This is a genomic window from Paenibacillus sp. FSL H8-0260, from assembly GCF_045040625.1.
Taxonomy (GTDB): Bacteria; Bacillota; Bacilli; order Paenibacillales; family Paenibacillaceae; genus Paenibacillus_AQ; species Paenibacillus_AQ odorifer.
Window position 1 is genome coordinate 5,478,427 of record NZ_CP150298.1, and the last position, 13,686, is coordinate 5,492,112.

Annotated in this window: 7 protein-coding genes and 3 rRNA genes; all 10 read right to left on the reverse strand. The window is 47.3% G+C overall.

The features are described from left to right. Positions 1-124: 124 nt before the first annotated feature. The 10 genes from rrf to MHI51_RS24455 all read right to left on the reverse strand — a co-directional run bounded on the left by rrf (position 125) and on the right by MHI51_RS24455 (position 13,666). Positions 125-241: ribosomal RNA gene (gene rrf, locus MHI51_RS24410) — 5S ribosomal RNA — on the reverse strand. Between the two features lie 146 nt (positions 242-387). Next, positions 388-3,314 (reverse strand): 23S ribosomal RNA (locus MHI51_RS24415). A 262-nt stretch (positions 3,315-3,576) separates the two neighbouring features. Beyond that, positions 3,577-5,134, reverse strand: a 16S ribosomal RNA gene (locus tag MHI51_RS24420). The 16S, 23S and 5S rRNA genes sit together here, the layout of an rRNA operon. Positions 5,135-5,587: 453 nt before the next feature. Then, positions 5,588-7,276, reverse strand: a complete 1,689-nt coding sequence (locus MHI51_RS24425; RefSeq protein ID WP_076277481.1) for a LysM peptidoglycan-binding domain-containing protein — start codon at positions 7,274-7,276, stop codon at positions 5,588-5,590. A 304-nt stretch (positions 7,277-7,580) separates the two neighbouring features. Continuing rightward, positions 7,581-8,462: a branched-chain-amino-acid transaminase gene (gene ilvE / locus MHI51_RS24430; RefSeq protein WP_036685189.1), complete on the reverse strand. Its 882-nt coding sequence runs from the start codon at positions 8,460-8,462 to the stop codon at positions 7,581-7,583. A 4-nt stretch (positions 8,463-8,466) separates the two neighbouring features. Continuing rightward, positions 8,467-9,354: a prephenate dehydratase gene (gene pheA, locus MHI51_RS24435; RefSeq protein WP_405173315.1), complete on the reverse strand. Its 888-nt coding sequence runs from the start codon at positions 9,352-9,354 to the stop codon at positions 8,467-8,469. Then, on the reverse strand, positions 9,351-10,328 hold the full coding sequence (thrB, locus tag MHI51_RS24440; protein ID WP_038573028.1) for a homoserine kinase: 978 nt from the start codon (positions 10,326-10,328) through the stop codon (positions 9,351-9,353). Before thrB ends, pheA begins: the two co-directional genes overlap by 4 nt. A gap of 59 nt (positions 10,329-10,387) precedes the next feature. Then, positions 10,388-11,674, reverse strand: a complete 1,287-nt coding sequence (locus MHI51_RS24445) for a homoserine dehydrogenase (protein ID WP_036685184.1) — start codon at positions 11,672-11,674, stop codon at positions 10,388-10,390. Positions 11,675-11,707: 33 nt separating this feature from the next. Next, complete coding sequence (locus tag MHI51_RS24450; protein WP_038573029.1) at positions 11,708-12,145, reverse strand: ACT domain-containing protein; 438 nt, start codon at positions 12,143-12,145, stop codon at positions 11,708-11,710. A 159-nt stretch (positions 12,146-12,304) separates the two neighbouring features. Then, a complete protein-coding gene (locus MHI51_RS24455) occupies positions 12,305-13,666 on the reverse strand; it encodes a hypothetical protein (protein WP_405173316.1) in 1,362 nt (453 codons plus the stop codon). Positions 13,667-13,686 lie beyond the last annotated feature (20 nt).

The window sequence follows — 13,686 nt, forward strand, 5'->3', positions numbered from 1 at the left end:
TTTGCCTCCATGAACTAATTTTCATTCAAAAACCACTTCACAGTGATTGCCTATCCTTATAATAAACTGCTAAACATCGTACAACAAAAAGACCACTGTCGATTACTCAACAGTGGTCTTGCGTGCTTGGCAACGTCCTACTCTCCCAGGACCCTTCGGTCCAAGTACCATCGGCGCTGGAGGGCTTAACGGTCGTGTTCGGGATGGGTACGCGTGGAACCCCTCCGCTATCGCCACCAAACGGGCATTTGCGGTACAAATGCATTATTCAGGTCTCAGCATCGCCAAATGCTGAAAACAAATTCATCATCATACAGTCACTTGGACTATATAAATCTGAGATTGATGCCTGAAAACTGAATCCGAAACAAATCTGCATTTTACATATAGGATAAGCCCTCGACCGATTAGTATTGGTCAGCTCCATGCATTGCTGCACTTCCACCTCCAACCTATCTACCTCGTCGTCTTCAAGGGGTCTTACTAATTGGGAAATCTCATCTTGAGGGGGGCTTCACGCTTAGATGCTTTCAGCGCTTATCCCGTCCGTACGTAGCTACCCAGCCATGCTCCTGGCGGAACAACTGGTGCACCAGCGGTACGTCCATCCCGGTCCTCTCGTACTAAGGACAGCTCCTCTCAAATTTCCTGCGCCCACGACAGATAGGGACCGAACTGTCTCACGACGTTCTGAACCCAGCTCGCGTACCGCTTTAATGGGCGAACAGCCCAACCCTTGGGACCTACTTCAGCCCCAGGATGCGATGAGCCGACATCGAGGTGCCAAACCTCCCCGTCGATGTGGACTCTTGGGGGAGATAAGCCTGTTATCCCCAGGGTAGCTTTTATCCGTTGAGCGATGGCCCTTCCATGCGGTACCACCGGATCACTAAGTCCGACTTTCGTCCCTGCTCGACTTGTAGGTCTCGCAGTCAAGCTCCCTTATGCCTTTGCACTCTGCGAATGATTTCCAACCATTCTGAGGGAACCTTGGAACGCCTCCGTTACTCTTTAGGAGGCGACCGCCCCAGTCAAACTGCCCGCCTGACACGGTCCCCGTACCCGATAAGGGCACTAGGTTAGAACCTAGATACGATCAGGGTGGTATCCCAACGGCGCCTCCACCGAAGCTTGCGCTCCGATTTCTACGGCTCCCACCTATCCTGTACAGATCGTACCCAAATTCAATATCAAGCTGCAGTAAAGCTCCATGGGGTCTTTCCGTCTTGTCGCGGGTAACCTGCATCTTCACAGGTATTAAAATTTCACCGGATCTCTCGTTGAGACAGCGCCCAAGTCGTTACGCCATTCGTGCGGGTCAGAATTTACCTGACAAGGAATTTCGCTACCTTAGGACCGTTATAGTTACGGCCGCCGTTTACTGGGGCTTCGGTTCATAGCTTCGGGTTACCCCTAACCACTCCCCTTAACCTTCCAGCACCGGGCAGGCGTCAGCCCGTATACTTCGCCTTGCGGCTTCGCACAGACCTGTGTTTTTGCTAAACAGTCGCTTGGGCCTTTTCACTGCGGCCCCCTCGTGCTATTCACACTACCGGGGCACCCCTTCTCCCGAAGTTACGGGGTCATTTTGCCGAGTTCCTTAACGAGAGTTCTTCCGCGCGCCTTAGAATTCTCTTCTCGCCTACCTGTGTCGGTTTGCGGTACGGGCACCTTCTCCTGGCTAGAGGCTTTTCTTGGCAGTGTGAGATCATGACCTTCGCTACTATAATTTTCGCTCCCCATCACAGCCCAGCCTTAATGATGTGCGGATTTGCCTACACATCAGCCTCACTGCTTAGACGGACATCCATCAGTCCGCGTCACTACCCTCCTGCGTCACCCCATCGCTCATAGCGGATTACGGTGGTACAGTAATTTCAAACTGTTGTCCTTCGACTACGCCTTTCGGCCTCGCCTTAGGTCCCGACTTACCCTGAGCGGACGAGCCTTCCTCAGGAAACCTTGGGCTTTCGGCGGATCAGATTCTCACTGATCTTTTCGTTACTCATACCGGCATTCTCACTTGTGTAGTGTCCAGCGCTCTTTTCAGTACACCTTCAACCCCTACACAACGCTCCCCTACCCCAGATACATACGTATCTAGCCATAGCTTCGGTGGTGTGTTTAGCCCCGTTACATTTTCGGCGCAGAGTCACTCGACCAGTGAGCTATTACGCACTCTTTCAATGGTGGCTGCTTCTAAGCCAACATCCTGGTTGTCTGTGCAACTCCACATCCTTTCCCACTTAACACACACTTGGGGACCTTAGCTGATGGTCTGGGCTGTTTCCCTTTTGACAATGGATCTTAGCACTCACTGTCTGACTCCCGGCAATAAGTATATGGCATTCGGAGTTTGACTGAGCTTGGTAATCCTTGCGGACCCCGCACCCAATCAGTGCTCTACCTCCACTACTCTTATACCGAGGCTAGCCCTAAAGCTATTTCGGGGAGAACCAGCTATCTCCGAGTTCGATTGGAATTTCTCCGCTACCCCCACCTCATCCCCGCACTTTTCAACGTACGTGGGTTCGGGCCTCCAGTGCGTGTTACCGCACCTTCACCCTGGACAGGGGTAGATCACACGGTTTCGGGTCTACGTCCACATACTCAATCGCCCTATTCAGACTCGCTTTCGCTGCGGCTCCACCTTCTCGGCTTAACCTTGCATGTTAAACGTAACTCGCCGGTTCATTCTACAAAAGGCACGCCATCACCCATTAATAGGGCTCTGACTTTTTGTAAGCACACGGTTTCAGGTTCTATTTCACTCCCCTTCCGGGGTGCTTTTCACCTTTCCCTCACGGTACTGTTTCACTATCGGTCGCCAGGTAGTATTTAGCCTTAGCAGATGGTCCTGCTGGATTCATACGGGGTTTCACGTGCCCCGCACTACTCGGGATCCGTCTCGGAGAGAATACAGTTTAGGTTACAGGGCTTTTACCTCTATCGCGGGCCTTTCCAGACCTCTTCACCTACCATATTCCTTTGTAACTCCATGTGAGACGTCCCACAACCCCAAGAGGCAAGCCCCTTGGTTTAGGCTGTTCCGCGTTCGCTCGCCGCTACTGACGGAATCACTATTGTTTTCTCTTCCTCAGGGTACTTAGATGTTTCAGTTCCCCTGGTCTGCCTCTACATTTCCTATGTATTCAGAAATGAGTAACTGCGAATTACCACAGCTGGGTTTCCCCATTCGGACACCCCCGGATCAAAGCTTGCTTACAGCTCCCCGAGGCAGTTTCGTTGTTCGCCACGTCCTTCGTCGGCTCCTGGCGCCTAGGCATCCTCCGTGTGCTCTTATTAGCTTAACCTTGATTTTTCCGCAGGAAAATATCATACGATGACATTCTCTTTGGAATCATCTCACTAATAACATTTACTTGTTTGCACAAGTTGCTAAAAGATGTTCTAAAACGCAAATTCGTTTCGGTATCCAGTTTTCAAGGATCAAGTCTTACTTGAGAGCTTAAACTCTCAAAACTGAGCAACGAGTGAGTAACAGGCCTAAACCTGAGTTTTGGAAGCATAGCTTCCGATTTGAATGTTCTCATTGCAGAGAACGATTCTCCATAGAAAGGAGGTGATCCAGCCGCACCTTCCGATACGGCTACCTTGTTACGACTTCACCCCAATCATCTACCCCACCTTCGGCGGCTGGCTCCCTTGCGGGTTACCCCACCGACTTCGGGTGTTGTAAACTCTCGTGGTGTGACGGGCGGTGTGTACAAGACCCGGGAACGTATTCACCGCGGCATGCTGATCCGCGATTACTAGCAATTCCGACTTCATGCAGGCGAGTTGCAGCCTGCAATCCGAACTGAGACCGGCTTTGATGGGATTGGCTCCACCTCGCGGCTTCGCTTCCCGTTGTACCGGCCATTGTAGTACGTGTGTAGCCCAGGTCATAAGGGGCATGATGATTTGACGTCATCCCCACCTTCCTCCGGTTTGTCACCGGCAGTCACTCTAGAGTGCCCAGCATTACCTGCTGGCAACTAAAGTTAAGGGTTGCGCTCGTTGCGGGACTTAACCCAACATCTCACGACACGAGCTGACGACAACCATGCACCACCTGTCTCCTCTGTCCCGAAGGCCGCTGCTATCTCTAGCAGATTCAGAGGGATGTCAAGACCTGGTAAGGTTCTTCGCGTTGCTTCGAATTAAACCACATACTCCACTGCTTGTGCGGGTCCCCGTCAATTCCTTTGAGTTTCAGTCTTGCGACCGTACTCCCCAGGCGGAGTGCTTACTGTGTTAACTTCGGCACCAAGGGTATCGAAACCCCTAACACCTAGCACTCATCGTTTACGGCGTGGACTACCAGGGTATCTAATCCTGTTTGCTCCCCACGCTTTCGCGCCTCAGCGTCAGTTACAGCCCAGAAAGTCGCCTTCGCCACTGGTGTTCCTCCACATATCTACGCATTTCACCGCTACACGTGGAATTCCACTTTCCTCTTCTGTACTCAAGCCACCCAGTTTCCAGTGCGACCTCAGGTTGAGCCCAAGGTTTAAACACCAGACTTAAATAGCCGCCTGCGCGCGCTTTACGCCCAATAATTCCGGACAACGCTTGCCCCCTACGTATTACCGCGGCTGCTGGCACGTAGTTAGCCGGGGCTTTCTTCTCAGGTACCGTCACTCCGGTAGCAGTTACTCTACCGGACGTTCTTCCCTGGCAACAGAGCTTTACGATCCGAAAACCTTCATCACTCACGCGGCGTTGCTCCGTCAGGCTTTCGCCCATTGCGGAAGATTCCCTACTGCTGCCTCCCGTAGGAGTCTGGGCCGTGTCTCAGTCCCAGTGTGGCCGTTCACCCTCTCAGGTCGGCTACGCATCGTCGCCTTGGTGGGCCGTTACCCCACCAACTAGCTAATGCGCCGCAGGCCCATCCCTCAGTGACAGATTGCTCCGTCTTTCATTCTTCTCTCAGGAGAAAAAAGAAATTATCCGGTATTAGCTACCGTTTCCGGTAGTTATCCCAGTCTGAAGGGCAGGTTGCCTACGTGTTACTCACCCGTCCGCCGCTAAGTCATTTTGAAAGCAAGCTTTCAAAATGACTCCGCTCGACTTGCATGTATTAGGCACGCCGCCAGCGTTCGTCCTGAGCCAGGATCAAACTCTCCAATTAGTATTGAAAAGAGCGATATGCTCATTTTGAAACATCTGACGAGAAAATTAATTCTCTAATTTTGGATTTCACTTACGTGATTTCCTACTCACTCGTTGTTCAGTTTTCAAAGATCAAGTTCTCGTTGGCGCCGTTTAATGTCTCAGCAGCAACTCTTATAATATATCATGCTTTCTGATTTATTGCAACTCTTTTTTTCAAAGTTCTTTGCAATCTAATTCAGATTAACATTCACCAACCGAAAGCTTTATAGTTCCTCTTTGCGACTGGATTTATAATGTACCATATATCCCTATATAAAAACAATACTTAAAAATTTATATTTTATAAATAAGTGCTTTTGCCCCACTTTATTTAACATCTTTTATCCCTATTTACCTATAAAAAAACGTGTAGATTCTAAGGATACAGAATCTACACGTAAGTCAAACAACGGCTTAATATATAAATTTATTAGTTTGAAATCCAAGGATTTCTACGTTTTTTAGTACTCGCTGCTGAACCTTGAGATTTCGTAGCAGTTTTGCTTTTCTTGCTACTAGGTTGACCTGAGGTCTTTGCTTTTTTGCCTGTTACTGTTTCCTTTGCTACATTCCCCTTATTCTTGAGAGAAGCGTTAGAAGTTGACTCATCAGTCTCTGTTCTAGCCGTTTCGGGAGATTCCTGCACGAACGCTTCAGGTTCTTGAATTTCCGGCACCCGATTATGCTGCGAATAATTACCTATCCCTGGATACTGCGGATTGGATGGAATATTAGAGTTATCCGGTCCACCAAATGCTCCAAGCGTAGAAGTAGGTACCATTCCCTGATTAGGCATTCCTGCTCCATATGCGGAAAAAGCGTTTGGATTCCCATATTCAGGATAGGTGTTATATACAGGCATGTCATATGAATAAGTTTGCACTGGTTGAATATGCACGCCTCCGCACCCACAAGTTGGCCAAGGAAGGTTCGGCGTCTGTCCTCCATATTGAGGAACAGCATACGGCGAGAAATCCCCGCCAACATTCATGCCAGCAACATTAGCCTCCATCGGATTCCACTGTCCTGGACTCATATTAGGGGCAGCATTGGGATTCCATTGCTCTGGGCTTATGTTTGGCGCGGCATTTGGATTCCACTGTTCCGGGCTTATGTTTGGAGCGGCATTGGGATTCCATTGTTCTGGGCTTATGTTTGGCGCGGCATTTGGATTCCATTGTTCTGGGCTCATATTAGAATACATATTGCCCGAAAAATAACATGGTGAAATACATTCTGGTGCATAAGCCATTGGCTGAACATAACTTGGTGCCCAGTTCATGTTCATATTAGGGCTATTTTGATATGAATCATAGAGATAAGGATTTCCTCCCAGTCCCGGGTATCCGTTGGAATTATCCCATGAGCAATCATTGTCTGCTTTTTTCTCAGCTTTAGGTGCTTCTTGTTGAGCAACCGGCTCTTGATTTGGAACCGTAATCTGAACAAATAAACTCTGCATTTCAATTTCTTGCACAGGAGCAACTTCCATTTGCATATTAGGCGCAGGATTGGGTGCAATGTTTTGTGTATTAATAGGGGCGATATTTAGCGATGGGTGTGGTGCAGAATTAGATTCAGGTGAGATATTTGTCACTGGTTTAGGTGCTGGTTTAGCTTCTGGCTTTATTTCTGGTTTGGTCTCTGGTTTAGTTTCCGGTTTAGGTGTAGGCACTACCTCAGCAGCAGGCTGTTCTTTGGGGCCTGTATATTCCTTGCCACCCACCTGCGTTTTCTCTGAGGCGTTAGAAGGTGTATACCCAGGCTGTGTCGGTGAGGTATTGGATACTTTTTTAGGAATATTAACTACTTCCCCTAACATAAGTACATTTGGATTCTTTAGTTGGGGATTGGCCTCAACCATATCCTTCAAAGGAATTCCCCAGGCTTTAGATAATTTCCACAAGGTATCTCCTTGTTTAACGGTGTGCTTGTAGTAAACTTCACTGTTCTCCGGTACGGATACAGGGGCCGTAGGTATTTTTACTTTGTCTCCAATCCCTAACACATTCGGATTACTGATCTGCGGGTTTGCTTCAATAATTTTTTGTAACGGCACTCCGTACTTTTGCGATAAGGCATACAAACTATCGCCTTGTTTGACAATGTGTATTTTCACGTAGCATTAACCTCCTAAAAGTTTTGTGGAGTATTGCTTTCTTTACAGCTACACAGCAAAACTGACTTCGAAAGCAAACACCCTTTTCATGGAACATTGCTCTCTTACAAAGTTATATGCGGTACAGCCGCCTCCTTCGTTACTACATCTTATGCAGCCCATGGGCGAATGACATCCCCGAAATAAAAAAAATCCTTTCATGATCCATGAAAAGATTAACCGGAGACTCCCGTTTTCTTCTGCATGTATGCATAAAAGGACTTCTGATGCGTATTCAATGCTATTTACGTTGTATGATTAGTCTTTATTCCCAAACCTTATAGCCATCTTTATCAACCACATTACGGAACTCTTCGAGCAGCTTCAAAGTGATTGGACCCGCTTGTCCTTCACCAATGATCCGGCCGTCAATTTCACGTGCAGCAATAACTTCAGCAGCTGTGCCAGTGAAGAACACCTCGTCCGCTATATAAACATCATGCATTGTGAACGGTTCTTCTTTCAGTTTAATACCTAATTTCTCGCAGAGCTCAATGATCGCCAGACGGGTAATTCCTTCAAGGGCTCCCAAGTAACATGGAGGAGTGAAAACTACACCATTTTTGATAATGAAAATATTATCGCCCGATCCCTCAGTAACATAACCTTGAGCGTTCATCATGATGGCTTCGTCGGCTTCTGCCAAGTTGGATTGGATTTTTACTAGGATATTGTTTAGGTAATTAAGTGATTTGATCTTTGGATTGAGTGCATCCGGAATATTACGGCGTTGGGACACAGAAACTGCACGAAGTCCGTTCAAATACGCTTGTTCTGGGTAAATAGCCAGTTGCTCAACGATAATAATTACACTAGCTTTTGGACAACGGCGTGGATCAAGACCTAAGTTCCCTGGTCCCCGGGAGACGATCAGTCGAATATAGCCGTTACGCATGTCGTTAAGACGAATCGTTTCAGCCATAGCTTCCAGCATCTCATCATACGTTAGCGGAATGTCCAGCATGATCGATTTTGCCGAATCATACAGTCTGTCCAAATGCTCTTTACATTTAAAAATATTGCCGTTATAGATACGGATACCTTCAAAAATACCGTCTCCATACAAAAAACCGTGATCAAAAACGGATACCTTTGCATTTTCCTTCGTTACGTGTTGTCCATCCAAATAGATCCATTGCTCAGCCATGAATTTACTGCACCTCCGCTTTCTCTTCCTCATAGGTGTATGTGGGATACGAGCCCAGAATCCTTACCTGACAGCCTAAAGCACTAATTTCTTCAATAGCCCCTGGCAGCAGAACAGATTCTATCGGTTCCAGCACATCAATATAAAAATAATAAGTACCCAGCTTCTTCTTCGTTGGTCGTGATTCAATACGCGATAAATTCAGTTTCCGCCAGGAAAAAGCAGCAAGCACCTGATGCAAGGCACCTGGAAAATCCTCTGGCAGCGTTACTAGAACACTCGTCTTTACTCCTGTGCTGCTCCGCGGAAGATCTATCTTCTGTGGACCAACCAGGACAAACCGTGTGTAATTGTTGTTGTGATCTGTAATTTGCCGATCTACAATCTCCAGCCCATGAGTAGCGGCGCCAAGAGCGGTACCGATAGCAGCCCAGCCCTTGCCGGGATTGTTTTTGACGATTTCCACAGCTTCAGAGGTACTTCCGACCGACTCCAGTTCAGCCCAAGGGGCATGCTTACGAACAAATTGCATACATTGTGCCATTGCTACGGGATGCGAAAGGATTTTCACCATCTTGGTGAAATCCTTGTTGCCGTCTGTCTCTGTGAATTCCCTTGGGTTACCGATAAGATTCTGTATCGATGGAAAAATCCATTCCGTCTGCATTGGCAGATCCACTTCATTGATGAGCCAATCGATGTGAAGACTAACTGAGCCTTCAATGGTATTTTCAATCGGAATCACGCTGTAATCGGTGGTACCATTCTCCGTAGAGAGAAATACATCGGAAATTAACTTGTGATGCACAAGCTTTACAGGTTCACCGTTAAACAAATGCAGCAGCGCTTCGTGAGATACCGAGCCCTGCGGCAATACCGCTATTGATTTCATGACCGTACTCCTTTTATCATATCCAAAAATGATACGTTTTGCATCTCGTTTATTTCGAGCAGCTCTGTAGTAACTCCAGAAGCACAAGGTGTTAACCAGCAGGTCCGAGCGGAAATGCCATGTTCCTGCATCGTATTCTTCAAGAAGGCCTCAAGCTCACTCTTGCGGGTCTCTTGGCGATCCACTAAACATAGCAGAGTCGGTCCAGCACCGCTAAGTGCGATCCCTAAAGCACCGTGTTCAGGAGCTTCTGCGAGCAGCTTCTCCATGCCCGGTATAAGCGGTGCACGATACGGCTGATGCAGGCGATCCTGCATCGCTCTGCTAAGCAGGTCAAGCCGGCCTGATGCCAGCGAAGCCGTCAATAGAGAGGTTCTGCTAATGTTGTACACAGCATCACTAACTGAGATTTCTGTTGGAAGCAATCCCCGCGCTTTTGTGGTTTCCAGTTCGAATTCAGGAATAACCACCAGCACCTCAAGATTTTGTGGTGGTTCCAGCCGAACATAATCCGCATGTTCACCATCCCACACGGCAGTAATAATGCCGCCAAACAAGGAGGCACCCACATTATCGGGATGTTTCTCAAGCTGGGTAGCCATATCAAACAGCTTAGCATTATCCAGCGGAGAGCCAATCATTGTGTTCGCTGCGGCCATTCCGCCAATAATAGCTGAGGCACTGCTGCCGAGTCCACGCGTAAGCGGAATTTCCGAGTACATGGATATCGATAATTCAGGCACCGTAACGCCTGCTTCTGCAAATACCATTTGAGCGACCTTATAGAGTAAATTGCTCTTATCCTGAGCCACTCCATTCATCTCATCACCATATAGATGAAAAACAGTCTCCTCTGCTTCCTCCATCTCAATCCAGGCATATAGCGGCAAAGCCATACCCAGAGTATCGAAGCCCGGACCAAGATTGGCAGTACTAGCAGGCACTTTAACCCTAGCTCTTCCGTAAATACTCATAACAGGTACAATCTCCTTACTATGTTTTGAAATATGAAAGTATTAGTTCAGTGGCTTGGTTAACCTTCCACACGATAATGGCTCTTAATCCGGCGGATGACTTTCAGCTCCTCGAAATGGCGCAGCACTTTGTTCATGCTTGCTTTACTAGCGTTATGAGTGACAATAATGATCTCCGCATCAGGATTATTGGGATTGGCTTGCTGAACTACTGAATCCAAACTTACATCATATTCGGCAAACACTTGAGTAATCTTAGCCAATACCCCTGCTTTATCATCAACATGCAGAAGCAAAAAGTTTTTATAAAAAATAGCTTCATCACTCTTAAGCTTTTTCTGCTTGTAAGGTACTTTTTGCTTCAATCCATTCACACCTAGTTTAAGGTTCTTAATGACAGCTACCAAATCGGCTACCACTGAGGTTGCAGTTGGCATTGCGCCCGCACCCGCACCGTAGAACATGGTCTCTCCCACTGCTTCCCCGTATACGTAAACTGCGTTGAACACGCCATTGACGGAAGCCAAGGGATGACTAGCCCGAATCAAGGTTGGCTGAACACTGATGCTGAATTCTTCATCCTGACGTTCAGCGATGCCTAACAGCTTAATTTCATATCCGAGACGTTTCGCAAAGGCGATATCCGCCTTACTCACCTGAGAAATCCCACTCACACTTACATCATGCAGCTCCACATTAGTACGGAAACCTAAGGTTCCGAGAATCGCCATTTTGCGGGCAGCGTCCAGGCCTTCCACATCCGAGGTTGGATCAGACTCTGCGTATCCCAGATCCTGCGCTTCTTTTAACACATCATTATAGGATGCGCCTTCTTGGCTCATTTTGGTTAGTATGTAATTAGTCGTTCCATTCACGATACCTATAATCTTCATAATCTTATCTGAAGAAAAGCCCTCGATAAGTGTGCGGATAATCGGAATGCCTCCTGCTACGCTAGCCTCATAAAAGACATCACATTGCTTCTCCTGCGCCTTAGCAAGAATCTCCGAGCCGTGCAGCGCCATCAAATCCTTGTTCGCAGTTACGACATGTTTACCGCGTTCCAAAGCTTCAAGAATATATTCTTTGGTTCCCGCGATTCCCCCCATAACTTCAACGATGACATCAATTTCAGGATCACGAATCACATCCCATGGATCTGTCGTTATTTTAGCAGGATCAACCTCGATTTCGCGTGGTTTATTAGAATTATTCACAGCTATACGTTCAATGACAATTGAAGAGCCTACCTGGCTGCTTAAATCCTCTTGATTCCCTTCCACGATACGAACTACACCTGTGCCTACTGTTCCCAGGCCCAGCAACCCCACTTTAACCGGCTTCATCTGTCTCCTCCTAAAAGTTTACGAATATAGTTCCTATCCCTGTCCAACGATTAAAGCACGCTTCACTCCTGGAATCTCTTTCAGACTATCCAGCATCTCTCCAAGTTCCTCATTTAAGTGTGAAATTTCTACGGAGATCACCACATTCGCCCGCCCTTGCAGCGGAATACTCTGGTGAATCGTCAACACATTAGCCCCATGTCCCGCTACAGAGCCTAGTACCTTGGAAAGCATTCCAGATTCGTGCTCCAAATCCATGGAAATCGTAACGATCCGCTCTCGTTCGAGCTGATGGATCAAGTGAATTCCATCCTTGTATTTATAAAAAGCGCTTCGGCTTAATCCCACCTGCTCTACACCTTCATTTACGGTCTTCGCATCCCCGGCCTCAAGCAATTGTTTAACCTGCATAGTCTTAAGTACAGCATCAGGCAATATGTCCTCCCGGACCAAATAATAGCGTTCTCTCACGAACGTCCTCACCTCAAAGACTTTTGTGTTTTCTTAGTGGACATTATATCGGAAAAGGCTTGTAAAATGCAATAACTTTATCTGGATGCTCCAAGGCCTGGGGAGTTAGGTGTAGTAAAACCCCCGGATTCCCGGGGGCAGAAGGCAATCGTATGTACACTAACTGTATGGAATCGTCGTCCCGCAATAGTCACAGATTTTATCCTGCCCTGGAAGTACTCTACTCTTAGCACCGCAACTCGGACAAACGATGGATTTCGGCAGTTGGACAGGTGGCTTAGGCCTATTCTCCGGCAATGACTGCCGCCCAGATGATGGCTGGTTCTCTGATGCCGCGGAGGGCTGTGCCCGGTCAGGATGTACAAGATTGGGCGGTTGTTTATCTAAGAGCTTAACACGTCCTTCATAATAGACAAGATCAGAAGCAAGTAACCCCCATCTCACCAAATACCGTAGGTCTCTACGTACATCATCTTCACTTTGTTTCGTGATATCAGCTAAATTACCAATATGCCTAACATCATCCACTACGATCAGCATGAGATACTTCTTGCACAAAAAATCAAAGTCTTCTGTTGCGAAGGTAGCCCTCCCTGCAAAGCTGTCCGCCGGAATTATAAAGATCACGTAGAGGACCACCAGAATGATCAATAAAGTGTACCACTTAAAATCCCCTTTGTAGGTCCCCACGGCGAAGAGGACAGCAAGTTCCATAAAAGCTCCCATACATACATGATAGAGCAATTTGTAGTTAAATGATTTCCGCTCATTCTTATAATGAGTGCTTACAAAACGAAGCATCGCAAGTACAAACCCAAGCGGAGCAAACAAATAGGCAATCGCCATGATGATTCGATCAAACACTGTCTGGTCTCGTTTGTTACGGTAGCGAAGGTTATTCTCAGGCGCACGCACCAGTGCTTGTGCCCGTTTGGAATAAATAAGCTTCGGCGGCAATTTCACAAATGGATTGTCTACACGTCCTTCATAATAAACAATATCTGGAGAAAGCACTCCCTGATCTTTTAAATATTCCAAAACCTCGCGGACATTCTCTTCACTGAATCCGCGGATATCGGATAGGCTGCCGATATGCCTTATGCCGTCCACAAGAACCAATGCGATATAGTCATTGCAAAGATAGGTGAATCCCTCTCTCCATCCTACGGCCCTAACGGATAATTTGATGGCGGGAATCCTAAACAATGCGTAGATAATCACCAGCCTGATCAAGAGTGCGACATAACCGATTTGACCGAGCAGCTTGCTAATAATGAAATAGATCGCCAATTCTACAAAGGCACCCATACACGCATGATAAAACAGGTTAATATTGCTTGCTTTGCGCTGTCTCTTGGAATGTGTAGATAATAACCGAATGGCAGCCAATATAAAGCCAAACGGAGCAAATACATACGCAAACACAATAGTCGTATAATCAAACGCCGTCCGCTCATATTCATGCTTGTACACGGGTTTTCCCGATACCGGCGGCTGTCTGCGTATATCCAATGCACTCATTTTGTCTTTAATCCCCTTAT

Bases quoted from the DNA above. Each gene is read 5' to 3' on its own strand.
- ilvE (WP_036685189.1), bottom strand. From the start codon at position 8,462: ATGGCTGAGCAATGGATCTATTTGGATGGACAACACGTAACGAAGGAA.
- pheA (WP_405173315.1), bottom strand. From the start codon at position 9,354: ATGAAATCAATAGCGGTATTGCCGCAGGGCTCGGTATCTCACGAAGCG.
- thrB (WP_038573028.1), bottom strand. From the start codon at position 10,328: ATGAGTATTTACGGAAGAGCTAGGGTTAAAGTGCCTGCTAGTACTGCC.
- MHI51_RS24445 (WP_036685184.1), bottom strand. From the start codon at position 11,674: ATGAAGCCGGTTAAAGTGGGGTTGCTGGGCCTGGGAACAGTAGGCACA.
- MHI51_RS24455 (WP_405173316.1), bottom strand. From the start codon at position 13,666: ATGAGTGCATTGGATATACGCAGACAGCCGCCGGTATCGGGAAAACCC.